The organism is Sandaracinobacter sp. T42 (genome assembly GCF_059115405.1).
On sequence record NZ_CM181101.1, the window covers coordinates 1,125,409 to 1,147,343 of the forward strand.

A 21,935-nucleotide genomic window follows, 5' to 3' on the forward strand; every position below is an offset into this window, starting at 1 on the left:
CGCATAGCCGCTGCCGGGCGGGTTCGCCAGCGCCGGACTCGACGCGGGCGCGCCGCTGGTGCATCGGCCCGGCCATGACGGCGCCTGCATTCATCCTCGTCCGCCCGCAGCTGGGCATGAACATCGGCATGGCCGCGCGTGCCATGGGCAATTTCGCGCTGGATCAGCTGCGGCTGGTGGCGCCGCGCGACGGTTGGCCCAATCCCGAAGCCGGCCCGCCTGCCGCCGGCGCCGATCATGTGCTGGAGGCCGTGACCGTGCATGACAGCGTTGCTGCGGCGCTTGCGGATTGCCACCTGACCTTCGCGACGACGGTTCGCCCGCGCGACATGCCCAGGCCGGTGGTGACCCCGCGCGAGGCGGCGGCGATGATGCGCAAGGCCGCGGCAAAGGGGCTGAAATCCGGCATCCTGTTCGGCCCGGAGCGATCCGGGCTGACGGCTGACGATCTTGCCCCTGTCGCAACCATCGTCACCTGCCCGGTGAACCCGGGCCATGGGTCGCTGAATCTTGCGCAGGCGGTGCTGCTGCTGGGGTATGAATGGTTTCAGGCGGCAGCCCCTGCGTCGGCCCCGGCCCCGGACCATGTGCCTGCGCCGCATGGCGAAGTGGCGGGGCTGATCGCGCATCTGGATCGCGCGCTGGATGAGGCCGGCTACTATCATGTGCCCGATCGCACACCTGCCACCCGGCGAACGCTGGCCGCGCTGCTGACCCGACCGCAATTCACCACGGAAGAGGTGCGCACCCTGCGCGGCATCATTCGCGCGCTGGCCGAGGCCCGAAAAAAACGGGCCTGACGCGCGGCATAGGCGCAGTCAGGCCCGAGCTCATCCAACCCTGGATGTGTTCGCGAAAAGAAGTTGTCGCTGCCGCAGCGCGGCAGGGTCCGGGCGCTGCCGGCGCCCGATGACCGAAGCCGTCAGGCTTCGTTGGCGATGGTGTAGCCCCGGCCCCAGACGGTTTCGATCACCGGCGGGGCGCCCGCGTCGGCGAGCTTGCGGCGCAGCTTGCAGATGAACACGTCGATGATCTTCATCTCCGGCTCGTCCTGCCCGCCATAGAGGTGCGCCAGGAACATTTCCTTCGTCACTGTCATGCCCCGGCGCGTCGCCAGGAATTCGAGGCAGGCATATTCCTTGCCCGTCAGCGGCACCGGCACGCCATGCACGGCGGCGCGATGGGCGACGAGATCCAGCACCAGCGGGCCGAACTTCACTTCCTGCGGAGAAGCGGCCCGGGCCCGGCGCAGCACCGCATGGATGCGGGCCAGCAGCTCGTCGCGGTGGAACGGCTTGGTGATGTAATCATCCGCGCCTTCCAGGAAATTCTCGATCTTGCTTTCCAGCGCGTTTTCGCCGGACAGGATGATGACGGGCGTGTCAGGGCGCATCTGGTGCAGTTGCTGAAGCACCATCGACCCTGCGATGTCGGGCAGCGTGAGATCCAGCACCACCACGTCGAAGCGGTAGGCACGGGCGAGATCCAGGGCGTCTTCCCCGAAGCCGGTGACGTAGACGGTGAAGCCGGCCATTTCCAGCATGCGGGACAGCGCATCCGACAGAAGCCGGTCGTCCTCGACGAGCAGCAGGCGGGTCGTGCTGCTGGGCGCCTGGAAACGGCTGCGGGCAGGTGCTGCGGCCGGGGCGATCCCGGCCCCCAGGGACGTGTCCAGCGTGTCCGCTTCGCGGCGGCCCGAAACGCGGATCGCGTCGATTCCGGTCAGCGGATCATGCCCGCCATGGTCGATCATCGTCATTTCTTGTCGTCCTTTCGGGCCGGCGCCTCCGTGTAAACGGGCGCCGCCGCAGCAAATTCAGGGGGTCAGATCGACCAGTGGCGGCTCAGGTCGCGGTGCACCGGCTCCGGCCGCTTCGCCTCTTTGGCTGCGGGCTTCACGGGATAGTCGCGATACAGCTGGATCCGGGTGACCCTGAGGCCGGGAACGCCGGCGCGGTCGATGGAGTCCTGCCACAGTTCGATCTCTTCGGGGCTCAGCCGGTACCGGGCGCAGGCCTCGGCAGCGGTCAGCAGGCCGCCGCGGATGGCTGCGATCACTTCGGCCTTGCGCCGCACCACCCAGCGCCGCGTGTCGGGCGGGGGAAGCGTTTCCAGGGAGATCATCCCGCCCATCGGGCCCGGGACTTCGAGGGGCCGTTGATCATCGGCACGGGCGCCGCTCGGGTTCCTGGCTGCCCGGGTCTCAGCGGACGTCGGCGACTTGGCCTCTTGTTCGTTCATGTTTCTAACCCTTGCTCTTCCGACAAAGCAGTTTCACGCAACCCGGCCACCGTCGTTTCCTGTCGGCAGCCACTCCTCCGGCGGTCGGGGCCATTCCCGCCGGCCGGTGTCCGCGTCCGGCGCGGTCCGGGCAGCCTCACCTGCCCAATCCGCGCCTGGCGTCTCCCGGCCTTCGAACCGCGCATCCGCCGGGGCCAGTCAAACCCCGCCCGGATCCAGGCACCTTGTGCTTTCGACCGGGACGGCCCATCTGGGCGCTTCCCGGTCGAAGGCGCGGTGCGCGCGCTCCAGCCTCTGTCGTCGGACTGCTGCCTGCCTTCTCCCAAGCAACGGCAGGTGTGTTCCCGCCTTGAGACCAACGATGATTGTCAGGTAACCCGAAACGTGGCCGAAGTGGTGCAAAGCATTGTTACCGGGGGCGCATCCGGGCCGCGGGACGCGGTTCAGGGCGCACTTCGTCACATTTCGGCGCGACTTCCCGCACCCGGCACCCGTGTCGTCGTCGCCATGTCGGGCGGGGTGGATTCCAGCGTGGTCGCGGCCATCGCCCACTGGCACGGGTGCGAGACGATCGGGGTCACGCTGCGCCTGTCGGACCATGAGGCCGCGCCGGCGCGCGAAGGGGCCTGCTGTGCCGGATCGGACATCGCCGACGCCCGCGCCGTGGCCGATGCGCAGGGGTTCGCCCACTATGTGCTGGACTATGCCTCCGCCTTCCGCAGCGAGGTGATGGAGGCTTTCGCGGACAGCTATCTGGAAGGCCGCACCCCGGTACCCTGCATCAGCTGCAACCAGACTGTGAAGTTCCGTGACCTGCTGGGCGTTGCGGCGGATCTTGGCGCGGAAGCCCTGCTGACAGGCCATTATGTGCAGCGCCTCGAAGGCGCGTCAGGGCCGGAGCTGCACCGCGCGGCGGATCCTTCGAAAGACCAGAGCTATTTCCTGTTCGCCACCACCCCGGCTCAGCTTGCCCGGCTGGGTTTCCCGCTGGGTGGGCTGGACAAGCCGACCGTGCGCCTGCTGGCCGACCATTTCGGTTTGCGTGTCGCCGCCAAGCCCGACAGCCAGGACATCTGCTTCGTACCCGGCGGCGATTATCGTGCGGTGGTGAAGAAGCTCCGCCCCGGCGCGGACCGTCCCGGCGACATCGTGGACATCGAAGGCCGGGTGCTGGGCCGTCATGCCGGCCTGATCGGCTTCACCGTGGGCCAGCGGCGCGGGATCGAGATCGGCGGCCAGGCGGAACCGCTCTATGTGGTCCGGCTTGACGCGGCGGCGAACCGCCTCGTCGTCGGCCCCCGGGCGGCTCTCGCGGTTTCCACCGTGGAGCTGGACGCCCTGAACTGGCTTGCCGGTCCGCTGCTGGCGGATGGTCTGCCGGTATCGGTGAAGCTGCGCTCCATGGCGCCACTGTCCCCGGCGCGGCTGTTCGGCGGCGCTTCGCCCCGGCTGGAATTCCCCGAGCCTCAGTTCGGGGTTTCGCCGGGGCAGGCGGCGGTCTGCTACGAAGGCAGCCGGGTGCTGGGCGGCGCCTTCATCCGGGCCGCCCGCTAGGCATCCCGGCGCGCCAACGCTTCCAGCGCAGCGCGAAGATCCTCTCCGATGGGAGCGGGGCGGCGGTTCGACAGATTGACCATCGCGCAGTCAGCGATGGCGATGGCACGACCCTGCTGGAACAGCGCCAGCCCCAGCCGGAAGCTGGACCGCCCGATGTCCGTCACCGCCAGCGTGGCTTCCACATCGTCGGGATATTGCCCCTCCGCCAGATAGTCGATCGAGACATGCACGATCATCATCGACGAAGGATCCCCGCCCTCGGGGGTGCGGCGCAGGCGGCTCAGCATGCGCACGCGCGTCTCTTCGAACAGCCGCGCGATGGCGACATTGTTCAGATGCGCGTTGGCATCCATGTCGCCATAGCGCGTCTGGATCGTTTCCCGCCGGCGGTAGGCGGCCGCGTCCAGCCGCCAGCCTTCGTCCTTCAGGCCCATCCTCAGGCCCAGGTCACGCGCACGGGCAGCGTCTTCAGTCCGTTCACGAAGTTCGCGTAGGAGTATTTCGGCTCGCCATCCAGTTCCACCGCCTTGATCTGCGGCAGCAGTTCCTCGAACAGGATGCGCAGTTCCAGCCGCGCCAGGTGCATGCCCAGGCACAGGTGCGCGCCATGTCCGAACGCGATGTGGCGATTCGGGTCGCGATCCGCCCGGAACACGTCCGGCTCGTCGAACACCGTCTCGTCGCGGTTGCCCGACAGGTAGAACAGGCAGAGCCCGTCACCCTTGCGGATGGTCTTGCCGCCCAGGATCGTGTCCTCGGTCGCGGTGCGCATGAAATGCTTCACCGGCGTGGTCCAGCGGATGGCCTCTTCCACGAACAGCGGGATCAGCGACGGATCCGCGTGCAGCTTCGCCAGTTCGGCCGGATTCTTCGCCAGTTCGCAGAAGCCGCCCGCGGCCGAGCTGCTGGTGGTATCATGGCCGGCGGTTGCGGTGATCACATAGTAGGACAGCGCCTCCCGCTCGGGGATGGGCTGGCCGTCGATGGTGCCGTTGGCGATCACGCTCGCCACATCGTCGCGCGGGTTGGCGCGCCGGTCCGCGATCACCTTGGCGAAATACTGGAAGAAGATCTGGGCCAGCTGCAGCAGGTCCACCTGCTTGTCCCCTGTTGAGCGGCCCCAGAGCGTGCTGTTTTCCGTGAGGATCTGCGAACGCGCGATCACGTCCGGGTCAAGCGCGCCGAAGGTCTCCTGCGTCAGCTTCAGCATCATGGGCTCGTCCTCTCGCGGGACGCCCAGGATCTCCATGATTACCCGAAGGGGGTAGAACAGCGCGACTTCGTTCACGAAATCCAGTCGTTCGCCCTTGGCGCGCATCAGATCGACATGTTCGCGCGCGATCTGGCGCACCTTCGGCTCCAGGTTCTTCTTCACCGTGCCCGGCTGGAACCAGCTGTGTGTCACCTGTCGCAGCTTGCGATGTTCGGGGTCGTCAAGATCGACAAGGGTGCGGAACAGGTGGGTGTCGCCTGTCATCTGCAGGATCCACTGCTCGCCCTCGATGGGGGAGAGGTAGGTGCGCTCCCGGTTTATGAACAGGTCGTTCGCCTTGGAAACCGCCGTGATGTCGGCGTGGCGGGTAATCGCCCAGAAAGGCCGGTATCCGCTGGGCTGGGTCCAGTGAACGGGATCGTCCCGGCGCAGGGTCGCATAGTCCGCCAGCAGCGTCGCCGGTTCGGTGTAGACTTCGGGGTTCACGATCCGGTCGTCCAGCGTGTCCCGGTTCCAGGTGAAGGGTTGTGTCGCCATCTTTCTCGCCTCCCAGCGGTTTGTACCTGATTGGCCGCGCGGCGCTGGGCTGCCAAGCTGTCAAGGCTGGGGGCTAAGCGCCTCAGCCGGCAGGAGAGGAAGGTTCCGGTGCGGCAGAGGCGCGACGCGCCTGCCAGATGCAGGCAGCCCCGATGATGAAGGCGCCCGCCCATGTGCGTGGCGCGACGGGTTCGGCGAAGAACAGCCAGCCGTACAGCGCAGCCCACACCAGCGCGGTATATTCGAAGGGCGCCAGCACCTGCGCTTCCGCCCGGGCGTAGGCGCGGGCGATGAATTGCAGCGCAACCGCGCCCGTTGCGCCGGCGGCCGCAACCCACAGCCAGTTTTCGCCGCTGGGCAGGATGGCCCCGGCCGGCACCGTCAGCAGCATGGGCACGAGCAGCGCCCCCGCCGGGATGATCGCGCCCAGCAGGCTGACGATGGCGGGCCCGTCCTTCGCGGCGCGCAGACGCAGCAGCACGATGGTCAACGCATAGGTCAGCGCGGATACCAGCACCGCCGCCACGCCCAGCAGCTGGCCCTCTGTCCAGGCACCGGGGTCGATCCCCACCGCCACGATCACGCCGGCAAAGCCCGCGATCCCGGCGAACAGGCTGCCGCTCTGCAGCCGCTCTTTCAGGAGGACGGCGGCAATGGGCGGGATCAGCAGCGGGGCGATGAAGGCGATGGTCACCGCCTGCGTCAGCGGCAGCACCGTCAGCGACCAGAAGAACAGGAAGGCGGACAGCGCCAGGATCACCCCGCGCGCCAGGTGCACGGGCAGCATGTCTGCCGTGATGCGCGGCCGCCCGGCCTGCACCCAGATGAGGCCGGTGAAGAAGATCGCCGCGACGTAGCGCCAGAAGGTCGCCATCACCGCCGGGTTGGTTTCGACCAGCTTCTTCATCACCGCATCCATCGCGCAGAAGATCGCGATCCCGATGATGTACAGAAGGAAGGGGCCTGCGCGCATGCCGCATCCGTTGGGCGCATTGCGAGGTGATTGCAACCGCTTCGCATGGCTGGCATGAACGGTTCAGAAGCCGTACGAATTCGGTCTGAAATTCAAGGGATGAGGGGAAGGATCATGGCAAAACTGCTGGGCAATCTGTCCTATGCCGTGCTGTTGGGCGCTGTTCTGCTGCTGGTGGTGCTGTTCGGATTCCATGGCACGCTGGTCGGCGGCGAAGGCACCCACTTCGCGAACGGCATTTTCCGCTTCCTGCATGTGCTGTGCGGGATCATGTGGATCGGCCTGCTTTATTATTTCAACTTCGTGCAGATCCCGACGATGCCGAAGGTTCCTGCCGAACTGAAGCCGGGTGTTTCCAAATACATCGCGCCCGAAGCGCTGTTCTGGTTCCGCTGGGCGGCAGCCTTCACCGTGCTGACGGGCCTGATTGTCGCCATGCTGTCCGGCTACCTGATCGATGCGCTGGCGCTGCGGCCGGGCGCGCGCGTGATCGGGCTGGGCATGTGGCTGGCGCTGATCATGGCCTTCAACGTTTGGTTCGTGATCTGGCCGAACCAGAAGAAGGCGCTTGGCATCGTGGAGGCGGACGCCGACACCAAGGCGAAGGCCGCGACCACGGCGATGATCTTCAGCCGAACCAACACGGTTCTGTCCCTGCCGATGCTGTACTGCATGGTGACGCAGGGCTGGCTGGGCGGCGTCTGACACCGCCCCCTTCGCAAGCCTGACGGGCCCGCTTCCGGAACGGCCGGAGGCGGGCCTTTTGCTGCCCGCACTTTCAGCCGCCTGCACCTTTGGCGACGGGGCTGGCGCGGCTGGATATGCGCGAGGGGCCCGCGGCGGCTCAATAACGGCGCAGCAGCCCCGCCAGCTTGCCCTGGATCTTCACGCGGGAGGGCAGGTAGCGCTGCGGCTCATACAGGCTGTTGGCCGGATCCAGCCGGATCATGCCCTTTTCCCGGTGGAAGTATTTCAGCGTCGCGTCGGCATTGTCGATCAGCGCGACCACGATGTCGCCCTCGCGCGCCTCTTCCGTCTTGCGGATCAGTGCGAAGTCCCCGTCGAAGATGCCGGCCTCGATCATGGAATCGCCGGAAACCTGCAGCGCATAATGTTCGCCCGCGCCCAGCAGCGCCTGCGGAACCGCCAGCTGCTCATGATCCTCGATCGCCTCGATCGGAAGGCCGGCTGCGATCTTCCCGACAAGCGGCACCGCGATTGCGGGCGCATCGGATGGCAGGCTTGCAGCCACCCTGCGGGCCCGAGCCTCTGCCAGATCCGAAACGGAAGCCGTGGGGGCTGGTGCGGCCGCCGCCGATCCGGCGGATCCGGGCAGGCGCATCACCTCCAGCGCGCGGGCGCGGTTGGGCAGGCGGCGCAGGAACTGCCGCTCTTCCAGCGCGCCGATCAGACGGTGCACGCCGGATTTGGATTTCAGATCCAGAGCTTCCTTCATTTCCTCGAACGACGGGGAAACCCCGGTTTCTTCCAGCCGCTTGTGAATGAACAGCAGCAGTTCATGTTGCTTTGCAGTCAGCATTCCGGCGCTTTCCCATCGGCTGTTCCACCCAGAAGGAACATGGGTGGAACATTAAGGGAACCAAACGGAACAGGTCAAGGGGGTTGCACCCCTTGTCAGAGGGTCAGCACCGGAACGGATGCACCCGCCGGCTGGGCTGGGTCGTTTTCGGGCCGCACAAGCAGCGCGTCGGCCTGTGTCAGCATCCGCATCAGGCTGCTGTCCTGGTTTTCAACGGGGGTGATGCTTCCGTTCCGAAACTGTGCGCGCATGAAGTGCCGCCGCACGCCGTTCGCGGGCAGCGGCACGGTGGTGCGGGCCATGCCATAGTGATCCCGGGGCGCCCGGTCGCCCGCCAGCAGCCTCAGCAGCGGCAGCAGGAACAGCCGCGCGCACACGAAGGCGGAAACCGGATTGCCCGGCAGCCCCACGACAAGCGCATCACCCAGGCGCCCCGCCATCAGCGGCTTGCCCGGCTGGATCGCCACCTTCCAGAACGCCATCGTCGCACCGGCCGCCAGAAGCGCCGGGCGGACCAGATCATGCTCGCCAACCGATGCGCCGCCCACCGTCACCAGCAGGTCGAAGCCTTGCGCGGCCGCGATCCGCCCGGCCAGCGCTTCGGGTCGGTCAGGGGCGATGCCCAGGTCTGTCACATCGGCTTCGGCACCCAGAAGCGCCGCCAGCATCAGTCCGTTCGATCCCACGATCTGCCCGGGCCCCGGGGCGATGCCGGGCGGCACCAGTTCGTCGCCGGTGGACAGCAGGGCGACACGCGGCCTGCGGTGAACCGGAACCGTCGCCAGCCCCGCGGCCGCCAGCAGGCCCAGCCGCGCCGCAGTCACCCGGTCGCCCGCGCGCGCCAGCACGTCGCCCGCCACAAAGTCGATCCCGCGCCGGCGGATATGCGCCCCTTCGCGTGGCGGCCCGTCTCCCGGGAAGCGCAGCAGGTTGCCGGTGCGTTCGGCATCTTCCTGCACGGCGACGGTATCCGCACCCCGCGGCACTTCGGCGCCGGTAAAGATGCGCGCCGCCTCTCCTTCGGCCAGCACATCCGTGAAAGGCCTGCCGGCGGCGGAGTCGCCCACAACCCGGAACGGGCCGGGCAAACCGTTGAAGCGGATGGCATAGCCGTCCATTGCGCTCATGTCGGCGGGCGGCTGGGTCAGCAGCGCCTGCACATCGGCCGCCAGAACATGTCCGGCGGCCAGCTGGATGGGCTTCTGGATCGCCCGCAGCGGCGCGCCCATCGCAAGCATCTGCGACAGCGCCGTCTCGAACGGGATCAGCCCGGCCATGCCCTCAGGGGGCCCGCCAGTCGCCGGACTTGCCGCCGCGCTTTTCCAGCAGCCGCACATCCCCGATCCGCATGCCCCGGTCCAGCGCCTTGGCCATGTCGTAAATGGTCAGCAGCGCGACCGACACGGCCGTCAGCGCCTCCATCTCCACGCCGGTCTGCCCGGTGGTGGCGACGGTTGCCGTCACGGCCACGCCGTCCGCTTCCAGGGCCAGTTCGACCGATACGCTGGAAACGGGCAGCGGATGGCACAGGGGGATCAGATCCGACGTCCGCTTCGCCGCCAGGATGCCCGCGATGCGCGCCGTCGCCAGCACGTCGCCCTTCTTCGCGCTGCCCTCGCGGATGGCCGCCAGCGCCTGCGCGCTCATGGCGATGCGTCCGCCGGCCACCGCCATGCGCGCCGTCACCGCCTTGGCGCCCACATCCACCATGCGGGCCGCGCCGGCCTCGTCCAGGTGGGTCAGGCCGGTCATCGGCCGCCCAGCAACGCCCGGGTTGCGGCTTCCACGTCGGGTTCGCGCATCAGCGTCTCGCCGACGAGGAAGGTCGTCACCCCGGCGATATCCGACAGGCGCAGAAGGTCGGCATGGCTGCTGATGCCCGATTCCGAGATCAGCAGCCGGTCCTTCGGCGCGATTGCCGCCACTCGTTCCGTCACGGCCAGATTCACCGCCATCGTCTTCAGGTTGCGGTTGTTCACGCCGATCAGGGGCGTCTTCAGCCGGCAGGCGCGGGCCAGTTCGGCTTCGTCATGCACTTCGGCCAGCACATCCAGCCCGATCTCGAAGGCGGCCGCCTCCAGCTCCGCCATCAGCCCGTCATCCAGCGCGGCGACGATCAGCAGGATGGCGTCAGCCCCCAGGCTGCGCGATTCCCGGATCTGGTAGGGATCCACGATGAAATCCTTGCGCAGCGCCGGCAATGAGCTGGCGGCATGGCGGGCCAGCGCCAGATAGGCATCCTTGCCCTGGAAATAGGGCTCGTCCGTCAGCACCGACAGGCAGGTTGCCCCGGCCGCTTCATAGGCGATGGCGATCGCCTCCGGATCGAACTGGGGGCGGATCAGGCCCTTGGACGGGCTTGCCTTCTTCACTTCCGCGATCAGGCCGAAGCGCCCGGCCGCGCGCGCGGCCAGAAGGGCGGATGCAAATCCGCGCGGCGGGCCGAAGGCGCCGGGATCCAGCGAATCCGCCGGACGAACAGCCTTGCGCGCGGCAACATGCGCGCGCTTGGCTTCAAGGATCGGTTGGAGGCGGTCACCCATTGCTGGCCCTTAGCGGAAAGACAGGAACTGCGCGAGGCGGTCGGCCGCCGCACCGCCCGACAGCGCCTCGCGGGCTTCGGCGAGCGCGGCTTCCCAGGGGCGGCCCGCAACAGTGAGTGCGGCTGCGGCGTTCGCCAGCACGATGTCGCGATAGGCCGGACGCCCCCGGCCGTCGAAGAGGGCGCGAAGCTCGGCGGCATTCTCGGCAGGGTCGCCGCCGGCGATCGCCTCGCGCGGGTGGCGGGCAAGGCCATGCGCCTCCGGCGTGAAGTGTTCCGTCGAAAGCCCGTCGGTGCTGCCGCGCACCAATGTGCTTTCGGCATGAACGGCGATTTCGTCCAGACCACCGCCATGCACGGCAAGAACGGCCTCTGCGCCCAGGGTCATGGCCGCCTGCGCGACGGGCTGCACCCACACCGGCGCGAACACCCCGATCATCTGCCGCTTCACGCGCGCCGGATTGGCAAGGGGGCCCAGCAGGTTGAAGATGGTTCGCCGCCCGAGCGCCCGGCGAATGGGGGCCACACGGGCCAGCGCCGGATGATGCGCCTGCGCGAACAGGAAGGCGATGCCCGTTTCCCGCAGCGCCGCTTCCACGCGCGCGGGCGGCTGATCCGGCCGCCAGCCAAGGGCTTCCAGCACGTCCGCCGTGCCGCTACGCGAGGAGGCCCCGCGGTTGCCATGCTTGGCGACCGGCACGCCACAGGCCGCGACGACGAAGGCGACGGCCGTCGAGACATTCAGGCTGTGCGATCCGTCGCCGCCGGTTCCGCACACGTCGATGGCGTTTTCCGGCGCTTCCACGGCGCACATCCGCGCCCGCAGCACCTGGGCGGCCGCCGCGATCTCATCCGGCGTCTCGCCCCGCTCCGACAGAACCAGCAGAAAGGCGGAGATGTCCGCGTCCGCAAGGTCGGCGCCCAGGATCCTGTCGAAGGCGTCGGCGGCGGTCCCGCTGTCAAGCGGGCGGGAGGGATCGGGCAGGCTTGTCATGCCGCCTGCCCACGCGTCCGGCGGTTCATGCCGTCAGCCCTTCGGGATTGCGGTGCGGGATGCCGGCGATGTCCAGGAAGTTCGCTAGTAGTCGGTGCCCATGTTCCGTCGCGATGGATTCCGGGTGGAACTGCACGCCGTGCAGCGGCAGATCGCGGTGCTGAAGGCCCATGATGATGCCGTCCGTCTCAGCGGTGATTTCCAGCACGGGCGGCAGGCTGTCCCGATCCACGATCAGGCTGTGGTAGCGGGTTGCCGTGAAGGGCGACGGCAAGCCCCGGAACACGGACTTTCCCTGATGGAAGATCGGGCTGGTCTTGCCGTGCATCTGCTGTGGCGCGCGCACCACCCGCCCCTGGAAGGCCTGCCCCAGCGCCTGATGGCCAAGGCAGACACCGAACAGCGGCAGGCGGCTATCGGCGGCGGCCGCGATCAGATCCAGGCAGATGCCCGCTTCGTTGGGGGTGCAGGGGCCAGGGGACAGCAGCACCGCCTCGGGCTTCAGCGCCAGCGCCTGCGAAACCGACAGGGCGTCGTTGCGCACCACCTCCACCTCAGGCCCCAGTTCCAGCAGATAGTGGACCAGATTGAAGGTGAAGCTGTCGTAATTGTCGATGACGAGGATCATGAGGCCCCCGCCGCAATCCCCAGGAAGTCGGCCGCCTTCAGGCTGGCGCCGCCCACCAGCGCGCCGTCGACATGCGGCACCGCCAGCAGCTCGGCCGCGTTGGAGGGCTTCACGGAGCCGCCGTAGAGGATCGGCACACCGGCGCCCACCACCGCCCGGATCGCGGCATGCACTTCGGCCACCTGCGCCACCGACGGGGTCAGGCCGGTGCCGATAGCCCAGACCGGCTCATAGGCGATCACCAGCGCGGCCAGGCCTTCGGGCACCGATCCCGCCAGTTGCCGCTCGATGACGGCCAGCGTCTCGCCCGCTTCGCGCTGGGCCAGGGTTTCACCGATGCACAGGATGGGCGTCAGCCCCGCGCGCGCGACGGCCTGCGCCTTCGCCTTCACCACCGCATCCGTTTCGGCGTGATCCGTCCGCCGTTCGGAATGGCCGACGATGATGTGGCTCGCACCGGCGTCCGCCAGCATCTCTGCGGAAATGTCGCCGGTGTGGGCGCCGGAAACCTGCCAGTGGCAATCCTGTCCGCCGATCCGCACATGCGTGCCGGCCGCCCGGGCCGCGAACGCCGCCACCAGCGTGGCGGGCGGGCAGATCAGCAGGTCGCAGCCAACGGGCGCGGGCGCTGCGATCAGGGCGTCCAGCTCGGAAAGGCTCGCCTTCAGGCCGTTCATCTTCCAGTTGCCGGCAATCAGCTTCACGTCTGTCCCCATCGTTGCGGGCCGCCACGTTCAGGCGGCGCTCAGGGGACCCTCTAGACAGGGAGGGCAGGAAACGGCAACCCACAGGCCTCGCATGCAACGGTCCCGCCTTGCTTCGGCGATCATCGCCCTCTCGATGCTGGTCGTCGCCCAGATCCTTGCGCCCGCCGCCCGTGCGCAGTCGCTTCTGCGCGATGCGGAAACCGAACAGTTCTTCCGCGACATCGGCGAGCCGCTGATGACGGCAGCCGGGCTCGACCCCCGCGCCGTTTCGATCGGCCTCGTCGGCTCGCCCGAGATCAACGCCTTCGCCACTTTGGGGCAGAGCGTCTATTTCTACACCGGCTTGCTGGTTGCGGCCGACGATGTGCTGGAAGTGCAGGGTGTTCTGGCGCATGAACTGGGCCATGTGGCAGGCGGCCACGCCGTCCGCTTCAACGAGGGCATAGCGCCGGCCACCAACATCACCCTCCTGTCGCTGGTATTGGGTGCGGCCCTGCTGGCGGCGGGCGCGGGCGACGCCGGGATGGCGGCGATGATGGCGGGCCAGCAGGCCGCGCAGGGCAAGTTCCTGGCCTTCAGCCGCGAACAGGAAAGCCGCACCGATCAGGCCGGCGCGCAGTATCTGCAGAAGGCCGGTGTCGATGGGCAGGGCATGATCAGCTTCTTCAAGGAGCTTCAGGGCCAGGAATATCGCCTCGCGATCCCGCAGGACAACGCCTACAACCGCACCCACCCGCTCTCGGGCGAGCGGATCAGCGCGCTTCAGCATGTGCTGGAACAGTCGCCGACGTGGAAGAAGGGCGCGGATCCGGTGCTGCAGGCGCGCTACCAGCGCATCCGGGCGAAGCTGATCGGCTATGTCTCCGAACCGAAGGACACGTTGAAGGCCTATCCCCTGTCCGACACGTCCGCCCCGGCCCGCGTCGCCCGGGCCTATGCCTTCCACAAGCTGGCGGAGCCCGACAAGGCGATTGCCGAACTGGATGCCCTGCTGAAATCAGCCCCGCACGATCCCTATCTGCTGGAGATGAAGGGGCAGGTGCAGCTGGAATCGGGCCGTGTGGCGGATTCGATTCCGGCACTCAGGGAGGCCGTGGCCCGTTCGAACGGCAACCCGCTGATTTCGGGCATGCTGGGCCATGCGCTGGTGCAATCGGGGGAGCAGACGGGCAACAGCGCCAGCTTCGAGGAGGCGGAGCGGGTTCTCCGCGCCAGCCTGGCGCGTGATCATGACAATCCCTTCGCCTGGATGCAGCTGGAAACCGTCTATGAACGGCGCGGCGACAAGCCCCGGCTGGCGCTCGCCACGGCGGAACGGTTGACGCTGACGGGCGGCAATCCCATTGCCGCGCTGAATTCCGCGCAGGTTGCGGTGCAGGGGCTGGACGAAGGCACGCCGGAATGGATCCGGGCGCAGGACATCGTGCAGCTTTCCCGCAACAGGCAGGAAGACAAGGCAAAGGACCGTCGCCGTTGACCGATACTGAAGTTTCCGCTGGATCCGAAGCTAGGCCGTCGGGCTGGGCACGGGCGAAGGCTGCGCTGATCCCGCCGACCGCCGCGCACTGGGGCTGGTGGGCCGCCGGCATCGGCATGGGTCTGACCATCGCAACCGTGGCGGTCACGCTGGCCGGCCGCAGCGTCACTGCGCCCGCCCCCACCGGCGGCAAGGCGATGGAACAGGCCGTGAAGGATGCCATCCTCGCCAACCCGGAGGTGATCCCGGAAGCCATCAACCGCCTGCAGCAGCGCGAGGTGGAAAAGCTGCTCGCCTCCAACCGGGAAGCCATCGAGACACCCTTTGCCGGGGCCTGGACGGGCGCGAAGGACGCCGATGTCGTGCTGGTGGAGTTCTTCGACTACAACTGCCCCTATTGCCGCCAGTCCGTCGCGGACGTCGAGCGGTTGCTGGCCGAGGATCCGAAGCTGAAGGTCGTCTACCGCGACATGCCGGTGCTGGGGCCGGACAGCGAGCGGTTCGCCCGCGCCAGCCTGTCTGCGGCGGAGCAGGGGCGCTATCGCGGTTTCTATTCGAACGTGTTCCGCGGGCAGGGCGCGCTCAGCCAGGAACGGTTGATCCGCACCGTGCGCGTCGCCGGTCTCAACGAGGCGAAGGTCGCCACCGATCTTTCCAGCAAGGCGATCGAGGCGGAAATCCGGAAGAATCTCGATCTTGGCCGGGCGCTGGGGCTGACGGGGACGCCATCCTATGTGGTGGGCAATCGAATCCTGTCGGGCGCGGTCGGCTATGAAGAACTGAAGGCCGCGATCGAGGAAGCGCGCAAGCCCGACGCGGCATAGACAGGTGCGCCGCAGGCCGAACCTGTCCTACAGGGGTTCAAATATATACCATATTGGTTGATTTAATCCAGAAAGGATCAACCGATGCGGCATTTTCATCTTCCTGCTCTGGCGCTTCTCGCTGGCTGTGCCACCGTGCCGGCCGGGTCGTTCCAGCCCGGCGCGGCCCATATCCGGCTGACGGTCGCAGCGGCGGAGTCGGCCCTTCGCCAGCTGGCGCTGGACGTGCAGGGGCAGGCCGTCGCGCCGGATTACGCCGGGGTGTCAACATTGCTCGACGCGGCGCGGGTGACGGTCGCAACCGAATCGGTGCTGGCCGATGGCGACTTCACCCCCGCCCTGGCGGCCGAACGCGCGCTTCTAGGGGTTACGCTGAAGGTCTGCGCCGACGGGGTGGATGCGATGCGGGCCGATCCCGGCTCGGCGGCGCCCTTCGCCCGCGGCCAGTTCGGCTTCAGCTGTCTTTTGCCGCTGTCGCTGTTCGCGGTGCGATAGGCGTGGCAAGGCCGCACCGTCGGCCACGCAAAAAGGGCGGGGTCATGCCCCACCCTTTTCGTGCCGGTCGGTCGTTCCGGCGAGTTCGCGCTTCGCGCTGACTCGCGGACGTCTTCACTCGTAATCCGGGCCCAGGTTCTGGTTGCGCGGCGGCGCGGCGGCCGTCAGGCGCAGGGCTTCGGCGGCGGCGGCCAGAGAGCCGACGTCGTCGGCCACGTCGTCCTCGTCGATCCGCACCTTCTGCAGGTCGGTGATGATCTTGTCGCAGAGGGCTTCGGGCGAAACCGTTTCTTCCGCGATCTCGCGCAGGGCGACGACGGGGTTCTTGTCCCGGTCGCGGTCAAGCGTCAGTTCGGCGCCGCCGGAAATCTGGCGGGCGCGCTGGCCAGCCAGCAGAACCAGCTCGAAGCGGTTCGGAACCTTCTCGATGCAGTCTTCAACGGTGACGCGTGCCATGGAGGCCTCTTCTTATGTTCCGGAAAATCTGGGCAGGGCCGCGCGTCTAGCCGCATTGGCCCCCGATGGTCAAGGATTCGGAAGGGTCCGGCCGTCTCTCCGTCTTGACCTCGCGCGTATCCGCCGCTAGGGGCCCGCCTTCGCATTCGGCCCCGCACGCCTGGTGAAGCGGTGGCCCATCCGGACATTCCGGATGCGCGTGTCCAGGTTCGCCCTTCCCCGGAAGGGCCGTGCTGCCGGCAATCGGGCCGCAGCCAGCGAAGGATGGAAACATGTCGAAGCGCACCAGCGCCAAGTACAAGCTCGACCGCCGCATGGGCGAGAATGTCTGGGGTCGTCCGAAGAGCCCGGTCAACCGCCGCGAATATGGCCCCGGTCAGCACGGCCAGCGCCGCAAGTCCAAGATGTCGGATTTCGGCCTCCAGCTCCGCGCGAAGCAGAAGCTGAAGGGCTATTACGGCGACGTCACCGAAAAGCAGTTCAAGAAGGTCTATGCCGAAGCCGTCCGCATGAAGGGCGACACGTCGCAGAACCTGATCGGCCTGCTGGAGCGCCGTCTGGCCTCTGTCGTGTATCGCGCCAAGTTCGCCCCCACCCCCTTCGCCGCGCGCCAGATCGTGAACCACGGGCACATCCTGGTGAACGGTCGCAAGTGCAACATCGCCTCCGCGCTGGTGAAGCCGGGCGACGTGATCGAGCTGGGCACGAAGGGCCGCGAGATGACGCTGGTTCTGGAAGCCATGCAATCGTCCGAGCGCGATGCGCCGGAATATGTGTCCGTCGAAGGCTTCAAGGCCACCTACGTCCGCGTGCCCACGCTGGATGAAGTGCCTTACCCGGTGAAGATGGAACCGAACCTGGTGGTCGAATTCTACAGCCGCTGATCCGGCTGAAGCTTAGGCTCAAACAAGAGGGCGGCGCAGTTTGCGTCGCCCTTTTTGTTTGTCCGGAACAGCAATCATCTAGCATTGCAATACATGTATCGCAATGCTAGATGGGCAAGATGCCAATCTCTCTCCGCCTCCCTGCCGAAGTCGAAGACCGACTATCCGCGCTCGCAGCGCTTACAGGACGCTCCAAGACTTTCTACGCCACCGAGGCCATCGTCGAGCATATCGACGATCTGGAAGACGCCCATCTGTCGGCCGAAACCCTGGCCCGCCTACGCGCCGGCGCCGAAGCCCGCATTTCCCTGATCGATCTGCTGGCCGAATATGGCCTGGCGGATTGAGTTCGCCGAAAGCGCCGCAAAGCAGCTCCGCAAACTGGACCCGCAAGTCGCAAAGCGAATCCTCGCCTACCTGCGTGACCGCATCGCTCCGCTGGAAGACCCGCGCAGCCTGGGCGAGGCGCTGCGCGGCAAGGACCTCGGCGACTTCTGGAAATACCGTGTGGGAGACTGGCGCATCATCGCCGATGTAGAGGATGGCGTGATGCTGATCACCGTCATACGCCTTGGCAATCGGCGGGAGGTATACCGACGCTGAACGTTATATGGTGACCGCTCGCACTCATTGCTGATATGGTTAACTGCACGAATAACGGAGGCAGTGAAGGGGTTCTCTGACGATGCTGCGCAAAATTACCGAATTCGTAGACAGGGATGTTGCGGCAAATTCCAGACCCATCTCAATGATCGGCGCGGCCATCCCATTTGTGCCATTCATGATGTTTGTGGATGGTGCGCCATTCGACAAATACCCTGTATTAGGGGGATTGGCGCTCGCAGTTAGTGTCGCTTGGGTGCTGTTTGTATTATGGCGGGGGTTTCGACACGTCCGGGCCAAATTAGAAGGCGACGGTTATGTCATTGGGTCGTTTCGTTTTTGGCGTTTGATAATCGGGACGGTTCTGCTCCTTTCACTCATAACAGTGGTGATAATGTGGCTCGAAAACAAGCTGGGCTGACTACGCCACGACCATAATATATCTATGTTCGCTGCCCACCACAAAACTGACATGCGCCACAGGCAATCCAACGAAACCCCATTCTCCAAGCTTGCCGACAATGTTCCAAAAAATCGAGGGTGCAGGGAAATCATTTCCCTGCTGGGTGCAGGGTGAAACCCTGCCCGCCGGAGGCCTCAAACAAAATTCTTCTGTAATCCCCGCGTCCTTCCTACATACTGCCCCGATATGCTGCGCCAGTATGAACTTGTTGAACGGGTGAAGAGCTACGATCCGGATGCGGATGAGGATCTGCTCAACCGCGCCTATGTCTTCTCGATGAAGGCCCATGGCTCCCAGCTTCGCGCTTCGGGCGATCCCTATTTCTCCCACCCGATCGAGGTGGCGGGCATCCTGACGGACCTCCGCCTCGACGACGAGACGATCGTGACAGGGATCCTGCACGACACGATCGAGGACACGGTGGCGACGCCGGAGGACATCCGGCGGCTGTTCGGGGAGAATGTCGCCCGGCTGGTGGACGGGGTGACGAAGCTCTCCCGCATCGAGGCGCAGACGGAAAGCGAGCGCGCGGCGGAGAATCTGCGCCGCTTCCTGCTGGCGATGTCCGACGATATCCGCGTGCTGCTGGTGAAGCTGGCGGACCGCCTGCATAACATGCGGACGCTGAAGTATCTGAAGAACCCGGACAAGCGCCGCCGCATCGCGCGGGAGACGATGGACATCTACGCCCCGCTTGCCGAACGCATCGGCATGTACGGTTTCATGGACGAGCTGAAGGAACTGTCTTTCGCTGAACTGGAGCCCGAGGCGTATCAGTCCATCACCAAGCGCCTCGAATCCCTGCGCGCCGGCGGCGGCGATACGGTGAAGCGCATCGAGAGCGGCATCCGCCACACGCTGGAATCGGCGGGCGTGATGGTGGACGACGTGCGCGGCCGGGAAAAGCGGCCATGGTCCATCTTCCGCAAGATGCAGGAACGGCATGTGCCGTTCGAGCAGCTGTCGGACGTGATGGCCTTCCGGGTGATCACGCGCAGCGCGGATGATTGCTATCGGGCGCTTGGCGCGCTGCACCGGCGCTGGCCGATGGTGCCGGGCCGGTTCAAGGATTACATCTCCAACCCCAAGCGCAACGGCTACCGTTCCCTCCACACCACGCTCATCGACCGCGCCAAGATGCGGATCGAGGTGCAGATCCGCGATGCGGACATGCATGTGGAGGCCGAGTTCGGCATGGCGGCGCACTGGGCCTACAAGCAGAAGAAGGGCGCTGGCGGCACCGAATATCCCTGGCTGTCGGATCTGCTGGAAATCCTCGAAACGGCGCAGAGCGCGGAAGAAGTGCTGGAAACCACGCGCATCGCGATGTTCCAGGACCAGCTCTTCTGCTTCACCCCCAAGGGGGAACTGATCCAGCTGCCCAAGGGCTCCACGCCGGTCGATTTCGCCTATGCCGTGCACACCACGCTGGGGGACACCTGCGTGGGCGCGCGGGTGAACGGCAAGGTCGTGCCGCTGCGCACCCGGCTGAACAACGGTGACCAGGTGGAGATCCTGCGTTCCTCCGCGCAGACGCCGGACCCCGCCTGGGACCAGTTCGTCGTGACTGCCAAGGCGCGCTCGGCGGTGCGCCGCCACCTGCGCCAGCGAGAGCGGGCCGCACAGCTGAAGACGGGGGAGGCCCTGTTCGAGGACGCGCTGAAGCGGCTGAAGGTGGATATCGGGGCAGAGGCGCTGTCCGCCGCGCTGAAGCGCCTGAAACTGGCCGACCAGCCGGCGCTGTTCGTGGCGCTTGCCCGCCAGCAGGTATCGGACGCCCAGCTTCTGGAAGCGCTGGTTCCGGGCTCCGCCGAGAAGCGCAAGGCCCGGCGCAAGAGCCCGCCGAAATCCCCCGAGGGCGCGATCCTGGTGGATGGCGATTCGCACGCCGGCGGCATGGAAATGGCGCAATGCTGCATGCCGGTTCCGGGCGACCGCATCGTTGGGCTGCGCGTGGCCGGCAAGGGGATCGTCGTCCACACCATCGATTGCCCCCGTCTCGCGGCTGCCGAGGACGGGGACTGGGTGGATCTGCGCTGGGCGCCCGATGTCGCATCCGGCACGGCGCGGATCGAGGTGGTGGTGATGAACGAGCCCGGCGCGCTCGCGCAGGTGACGGCGATCCTCGCCCAGCAGGGGGCGAACATCGTGAACCTTCAGCTGAAGGACCGCGACCGGTCACACCACCGCTTCGTCATGGACGTCGAGATCGACGACCTGAAGCATCTGGTGGAACTCGTCGCAGGCCTGCGCGCACCGAACCTGGTGGTTTCGGCAGACCGGTTGCAGGGATGAACAACCGCAAGCAGATTCTCGCGGCGTTCATCCGGCGCGTCTGGGATGAAGGCGACGCCGAAGCGGCGGCGGACTATCTGGCCCCAGCCTACACCATCCGGCATGACCCCGGCGATCCGTGGGACGGGATGACGCTGGATCTCGACGGTTTCAGGGAGCGGGTGACGAAGTCCCGCGCCGCCTTCCCCGATCAGCATTTCGACATCCAGGGCCTTTATGCCGATGGGGACGCCGTGGTGATGACATGGCTTTGGACGGCAACCCATCTGGGCGACATTCCCGGCTTTCCGGCTTCCGGGAAGACGATCCGCATGTCCGGCGCGACGGCTTATCTGTTCGACGACGCAGACCGTCTGACAGGGCATTGGCAGATCTGCGACCGGCTGGGTGTCTATCAGCAGTTGCAGCGGAATCTCGCCATCGGCTGAGCTGGCTCCTGTCGGTTGTTTTTGCTTGCGTTTCAGGCCTCTTTCTCCTTTCTTGCCGCCTCCGCCAAATCACCGATGTCATCGCCCGGGGAGTATCCATGCGACCGTTCCTGGCCGCCGCGCTGATTTACGCGACGCCTGTCTGCGCCGACACGGGCCCCGCTGCCCCCCCGAAGGCAGAACTGCCGCAGCCGGTGCGCGACATGGTTGAGGCCGCCGCCAGGACCGGGGACAAGGCGAAGATCGATGTGGTGGTCGCCTTTGCCAAGCAGACCAACAAGGGTGCCGAGGCGGAGATCGACCAGATCGTAACAGGCATCGCCGAAGCGCGCGCGGCGGCGCATCAGGCGAAGCTCGCCGAAGCCGGCTATCTGGACAATTGGAAGGGCAGGGGTCAGCTCGGCGCATCCCACGCCACGGGCAACAGCGAACTGACCAGCGTGACCTTCGGGCTGAACATGCAGCGCGAAGGGCTGGACTGGCGGCACCGGGCCGACGCCATCCTGGACATCACCGACAACCGCAACGGCAAGGATCAGCAACGAATCCTGGCCGGTTATCAGATCGACTACAAGGTCTCGGACCGGGCCTATGGCTGGGGCCGCATCGAGTATGAACGCAATCGGGAAGCGGGAATCCGGCGGCGATTCGCGGAATCCGCCGGAGTCGGCTGGCGCGCGGTGCAGAGCGGCCCGTTCCGCTGGGATCTGGAGGTCGGCCCCGCGCTGCGGCAGACCCGCTTCGATACCTATGCGGAAAACAGCGTCGCTGGCCGGGGTGCCTCGCGATTCGCCTGGGATCTTTCGGGCATCACCCGCTTCACCAACGATACGGCGCTGTTTGTGGACGATGCCGCTTCGCTCAGCAACACGGCCGCCCTCACCTCGAAGATGTTCGGCTCGGTGGGCACCCGGCTCAGCTACAATCTGGCGTGGGAAGAGGAGCCGCCCACCGGCCTCAAACGGCTCGACACGACCACAAGGGTGACGCTCGTCTACGACTTCTGAACGGGATGTGCGGAATTGCCCGACTTCGGACGGACCGCTGTGCTACACACGGGCACGGACCGGCTTTCGAA

26 protein-coding genes are annotated in these 21,935 nt (G+C 66.7%); 13 read left to right on the forward strand and 13 right to left on the reverse strand.

The window, feature by feature from the left end:
* Window positions 1-74: 74 nt before the first annotated feature.
* Window positions 75-800 carry an RNA methyltransferase gene (locus tag ACW9TV_RS05325; protein ID WP_494304814.1) on the forward strand — a complete coding sequence of 242 codons (726 nt, stop codon included), beginning with the start codon at window positions 75-77 and terminating at the stop codon, window positions 798-800.
* Between the two features lie 122 nt (window positions 801-922).
* On the opposite strand, the gene ACW9TV_RS05330 is transcribed toward ACW9TV_RS05325, so the two are convergent.
* Window positions 923-1,543: a response regulator transcription factor gene (locus ACW9TV_RS05330; protein ID WP_494305039.1), complete on the reverse strand. Its 621-nt coding sequence runs from the start codon at window positions 1,541-1,543 to the stop codon at window positions 923-925.
* A 281-nt stretch (window positions 1,544-1,824) separates the two neighbouring features.
* Window positions 1,825-2,133 carry a CtrA inhibitor SciP gene (sciP, locus tag ACW9TV_RS05335; protein ID WP_494304815.1) on the reverse strand — a complete coding sequence of 103 codons (309 nt, stop codon included), beginning with the start codon at window positions 2,131-2,133 and terminating at the stop codon, window positions 1,825-1,827.
* Window positions 2,134-2,703: 570 nt separating this feature from the next.
* On the opposite strand from sciP, the gene mnmA reads away from it, so the two are divergent.
* Complete coding sequence (mnmA, locus tag ACW9TV_RS05340) at window positions 2,704-3,795, forward strand: tRNA 2-thiouridine(34) synthase MnmA (protein WP_494305040.1); 1,092 nt, start codon at window positions 2,704-2,706, stop codon at window positions 3,793-3,795.
* Here the strand turns inward: mnmA and ACW9TV_RS05345 are convergent.
* From ACW9TV_RS05345 to ACW9TV_RS05355, 3 genes are all read right to left on the reverse strand, one after another.
* Window positions 3,792-4,232, reverse strand: coding sequence for an acyl-CoA thioesterase (locus ACW9TV_RS05345; RefSeq protein ID WP_494304816.1), 441 nt, complete (start codon window positions 4,230-4,232; stop codon window positions 3,792-3,794). The genes mnmA and ACW9TV_RS05345 overlap by 4 nt on opposite strands.
* A gap of 2 nt (window positions 4,233-4,234) precedes the next feature.
* Window positions 4,235-5,548, reverse strand: coding sequence for a cytochrome P450 (locus tag ACW9TV_RS05350; RefSeq protein ID WP_494304817.1), 1,314 nt, complete (start codon window positions 5,546-5,548; stop codon window positions 4,235-4,237).
* Window positions 5,549-5,630: 82 nt separating this feature from the next.
* Window positions 5,631-6,521: a DMT family transporter gene (locus ACW9TV_RS05355; RefSeq protein ID WP_494304818.1), complete on the reverse strand. Its 891-nt coding sequence runs from the start codon at window positions 6,519-6,521 to the stop codon at window positions 5,631-5,633.
* A 114-nt stretch (window positions 6,522-6,635) separates the two neighbouring features.
* Here ACW9TV_RS05355 and ACW9TV_RS05360 point away from each other — a divergent pair, with 114 nt between their 5' ends.
* Entirely contained in the window at window positions 6,636-7,226 is a 591-nt protein-coding gene (locus ACW9TV_RS05360) for a urate hydroxylase PuuD (RefSeq protein WP_494304819.1), read from the forward strand.
* Window positions 7,227-7,365: 139 nt separating this feature from the next.
* Here the strand turns inward: ACW9TV_RS05360 and lexA are convergent, their stop codons facing one another.
* The 7 genes from lexA to tpiA form a co-directional block, all read right to left on the reverse strand.
* A complete protein-coding gene (gene lexA / locus ACW9TV_RS05365) occupies window positions 7,366-8,061 on the reverse strand; it encodes a transcriptional repressor LexA (RefSeq protein WP_494304820.1) in 696 nt (231 codons plus the stop codon).
* Window positions 8,062-8,156: 95 nt separating this feature from the next.
* Window positions 8,157-9,338, reverse strand: coding sequence for a molybdopterin molybdotransferase MoeA (locus tag ACW9TV_RS05370; protein WP_494304821.1), 1,182 nt, complete (start codon window positions 9,336-9,338; stop codon window positions 8,157-8,159).
* A gap of 4 nt (window positions 9,339-9,342) precedes the next feature.
* Window positions 9,343-9,813 carry a cyclic pyranopterin monophosphate synthase MoaC gene (moaC, locus tag ACW9TV_RS05375; protein WP_494304822.1) on the reverse strand — a complete coding sequence of 157 codons (471 nt, stop codon included), beginning with the start codon at window positions 9,811-9,813 and terminating at the stop codon, window positions 9,343-9,345.
* Window positions 9,810-10,604 carry an indole-3-glycerol phosphate synthase TrpC gene (trpC, locus tag ACW9TV_RS05380; RefSeq protein WP_494304823.1) on the reverse strand — a complete coding sequence of 265 codons (795 nt, stop codon included), beginning with the start codon at window positions 10,602-10,604 and terminating at the stop codon, window positions 9,810-9,812. Before trpC ends, moaC begins: the two co-directional genes overlap by 4 nt.
* 9 nt (window positions 10,605-10,613) lie before the next feature.
* On the reverse strand, window positions 10,614-11,597 hold the full coding sequence (gene trpD / locus ACW9TV_RS05385) for an anthranilate phosphoribosyltransferase (RefSeq protein ID WP_494304824.1): 984 nt from the start codon (window positions 11,595-11,597) through the stop codon (window positions 10,614-10,616).
* A gap of 25 nt (window positions 11,598-11,622) precedes the next feature.
* Window positions 11,623-12,225 (reverse strand): anthranilate synthase component II, encoded by a 603-nt coding sequence (locus ACW9TV_RS05390; RefSeq protein WP_494304825.1) that lies wholly within the window; start codon window positions 12,223-12,225, stop codon window positions 11,623-11,625.
* Complete coding sequence (gene tpiA / locus ACW9TV_RS05395; protein WP_494304826.1) at window positions 12,222-12,941, reverse strand: triose-phosphate isomerase; 720 nt, start codon at window positions 12,939-12,941, stop codon at window positions 12,222-12,224. Before tpiA ends, ACW9TV_RS05390 begins: the two co-directional genes overlap by 4 nt.
* Window positions 12,942-13,023: 82 nt before the next feature.
* Between tpiA and ACW9TV_RS05400 the strand changes: the two genes are divergently transcribed.
* The 3 genes from ACW9TV_RS05400 to ACW9TV_RS05410 all read left to right on the forward strand — a co-directional run bounded on the left by ACW9TV_RS05400 (window position 13,024) and on the right by ACW9TV_RS05410 (window position 15,728).
* The gene (locus ACW9TV_RS05400; RefSeq protein ID WP_494304827.1) at window positions 13,024-14,409 is read left to right on the forward strand and encodes a M48 family metalloprotease; all 1,386 of its coding nucleotides are present in this window, start codon (window positions 13,024-13,026) and stop codon (window positions 14,407-14,409) included.
* Window positions 14,406-15,233 (forward strand): DsbA family protein, encoded by an 828-nt coding sequence (locus ACW9TV_RS05405; protein ID WP_494304828.1) that lies wholly within the window; start codon window positions 14,406-14,408, stop codon window positions 15,231-15,233. The genes ACW9TV_RS05400 and ACW9TV_RS05405 overlap by 4 nt, the downstream gene beginning before the upstream one ends.
* An 84-nt stretch (window positions 15,234-15,317) precedes the next feature.
* The gene (locus tag ACW9TV_RS05410) at window positions 15,318-15,728 is read left to right on the forward strand and encodes a hypothetical protein (RefSeq protein WP_494304829.1); all 411 of its coding nucleotides are present in this window, start codon (window positions 15,318-15,320) and stop codon (window positions 15,726-15,728) included.
* 114 nt (window positions 15,729-15,842) lie between these two features.
* On the opposite strand, the gene rpoZ is transcribed toward ACW9TV_RS05410, so the two are convergent.
* Entirely contained in the window at window positions 15,843-16,184 is a 342-nt protein-coding gene (gene rpoZ / locus ACW9TV_RS05415) for a DNA-directed RNA polymerase subunit omega (RefSeq protein ID WP_494304830.1), read from the reverse strand.
* A 272-nt stretch (window positions 16,185-16,456) separates the two neighbouring features.
* On the opposite strand from rpoZ, the gene rpsD reads away from it, so the two are divergent.
* From rpsD to ACW9TV_RS05450, 7 genes are all read left to right on the forward strand, one after another.
* On the forward strand, window positions 16,457-17,068 hold the full coding sequence (gene rpsD, locus ACW9TV_RS05420; RefSeq protein WP_494304831.1) for a 30S ribosomal protein S4: 612 nt from the start codon (window positions 16,457-16,459) through the stop codon (window positions 17,066-17,068).
* A gap of 119 nt (window positions 17,069-17,187) precedes the next feature.
* Complete coding sequence (relB, locus tag ACW9TV_RS05425) at window positions 17,188-17,415, forward strand: type II toxin-antitoxin system RelB family antitoxin (protein WP_494304832.1); 228 nt, start codon at window positions 17,188-17,190, stop codon at window positions 17,413-17,415.
* Window positions 17,399-17,671, forward strand: coding sequence for a type II toxin-antitoxin system RelE family toxin (locus tag ACW9TV_RS05430; protein WP_494304833.1), 273 nt, complete (start codon window positions 17,399-17,401; stop codon window positions 17,669-17,671). The genes relB and ACW9TV_RS05430 overlap by 17 nt, the downstream gene beginning before the upstream one ends.
* Before the next feature lie 82 nt (window positions 17,672-17,753).
* Window positions 17,754-18,092: a hypothetical protein gene (locus tag ACW9TV_RS05435; RefSeq protein WP_494304834.1), complete on the forward strand. Its 339-nt coding sequence runs from the start codon at window positions 17,754-17,756 to the stop codon at window positions 18,090-18,092.
* Between the two features lie 228 nt (window positions 18,093-18,320).
* Window positions 18,321-20,429 carry a RelA/SpoT family protein gene (locus ACW9TV_RS05440; RefSeq protein WP_494304835.1) on the forward strand — a complete coding sequence of 703 codons (2,109 nt, stop codon included), beginning with the start codon at window positions 18,321-18,323 and terminating at the stop codon, window positions 20,427-20,429.
* Window positions 20,426-20,857: an ester cyclase gene (locus ACW9TV_RS05445; RefSeq protein ID WP_494304836.1), complete on the forward strand. Its 432-nt coding sequence runs from the start codon at window positions 20,426-20,428 to the stop codon at window positions 20,855-20,857. Before ACW9TV_RS05440 ends, ACW9TV_RS05445 begins: the two co-directional genes overlap by 4 nt.
* 98 nt (window positions 20,858-20,955) lie before the next feature.
* Window positions 20,956-21,864, forward strand: coding sequence for a DUF481 domain-containing protein (locus tag ACW9TV_RS05450; protein WP_494304837.1), 909 nt, complete (start codon window positions 20,956-20,958; stop codon window positions 21,862-21,864).
* Window positions 21,865-21,935 lie beyond the last annotated feature (71 nt).

Coding starts and splice junctions, on each gene's coding strand:
- ACW9TV_RS05325 (WP_494304814.1), top strand. CDS start 75: ATGACGGCGCCTGCATTCATCCTCGTCCGCCCGCAGCTGGGCATGAAC.
- ACW9TV_RS05330 (WP_494305039.1), bottom strand. CDS start 1,543: ATGCTGGAAATGGCCGGCTTCACCGTCTACGTCACCGGCTTCGGGGAA.
- sciP (WP_494304815.1), bottom strand. CDS start 2,133: ATGGGCGGGATGATCTCCCTGGAAACGCTTCCCCCGCCCGACACGCGG.
- ACW9TV_RS05345 (WP_494304816.1), bottom strand. CDS start 4,232: ATGGGCCTGAAGGACGAAGGCTGGCGGCTGGACGCGGCCGCCTACCGC.
- ACW9TV_RS05350 (WP_494304817.1), bottom strand. CDS start 5,548: ATGGCGACACAACCCTTCACCTGGAACCGGGACACGCTGGACGACCGG.
- ACW9TV_RS05355 (WP_494304818.1), bottom strand. CDS start 6,521: ATGCGCGCAGGCCCCTTCCTTCTGTACATCATCGGGATCGCGATCTTC.
- ACW9TV_RS05360 (WP_494304819.1), top strand. CDS start 6,636: ATGGCAAAACTGCTGGGCAATCTGTCCTATGCCGTGCTGTTGGGCGCT.
- lexA (WP_494304820.1), bottom strand. CDS start 8,061: ATGCTGACTGCAAAGCAACATGAACTGCTGCTGTTCATTCACAAGCGG.
- ACW9TV_RS05370 (WP_494304821.1), bottom strand. CDS start 9,338: ATGGCCGGGCTGATCCCGTTCGAGACGGCGCTGTCGCAGATGCTTGCG.
- moaC (WP_494304822.1), bottom strand. CDS start 9,813: ATGACCGGCCTGACCCACCTGGACGAGGCCGGCGCGGCCCGCATGGTG.
- trpC (WP_494304823.1), bottom strand. CDS start 10,604: ATGGGTGACCGCCTCCAACCGATCCTTGAAGCCAAGCGCGCGCATGTT.
- trpD (WP_494304824.1), bottom strand. CDS start 11,597: ATGACAAGCCTGCCCGATCCCTCCCGCCCGCTTGACAGCGGGACCGCC.
- ACW9TV_RS05390 (WP_494304825.1), bottom strand. CDS start 12,225: ATGATCCTCGTCATCGACAATTACGACAGCTTCACCTTCAATCTGGTC.
- tpiA (WP_494304826.1), bottom strand. CDS start 12,941: ATGGGGACAGACGTGAAGCTGATTGCCGGCAACTGGAAGATGAACGGC.
- ACW9TV_RS05400 (WP_494304827.1), top strand. CDS start 13,024: ATGCAACGGTCCCGCCTTGCTTCGGCGATCATCGCCCTCTCGATGCTG.
- ACW9TV_RS05410 (WP_494304829.1), top strand. CDS start 15,318: ATGCGGCATTTTCATCTTCCTGCTCTGGCGCTTCTCGCTGGCTGTGCC.
- rpoZ (WP_494304830.1), bottom strand. CDS start 16,184: ATGGCACGCGTCACCGTTGAAGACTGCATCGAGAAGGTTCCGAACCGC.
- rpsD (WP_494304831.1), top strand. CDS start 16,457: ATGTCGAAGCGCACCAGCGCCAAGTACAAGCTCGACCGCCGCATGGGC.
- relB (WP_494304832.1), top strand. CDS start 17,188: ATGCCAATCTCTCTCCGCCTCCCTGCCGAAGTCGAAGACCGACTATCC.
- ACW9TV_RS05430 (WP_494304833.1), top strand. CDS start 17,399: ATGGCCTGGCGGATTGAGTTCGCCGAAAGCGCCGCAAAGCAGCTCCGC.
- ACW9TV_RS05435 (WP_494304834.1), top strand. CDS start 17,754: ATGCTGCGCAAAATTACCGAATTCGTAGACAGGGATGTTGCGGCAAAT.
- ACW9TV_RS05440 (WP_494304835.1), top strand. CDS start 18,321: ATGCTGCGCCAGTATGAACTTGTTGAACGGGTGAAGAGCTACGATCCG.
- ACW9TV_RS05445 (WP_494304836.1), top strand. CDS start 20,426: ATGAACAACCGCAAGCAGATTCTCGCGGCGTTCATCCGGCGCGTCTGG.
- ACW9TV_RS05450 (WP_494304837.1), top strand. CDS start 20,956: ATGCGACCGTTCCTGGCCGCCGCGCTGATTTACGCGACGCCTGTCTGC.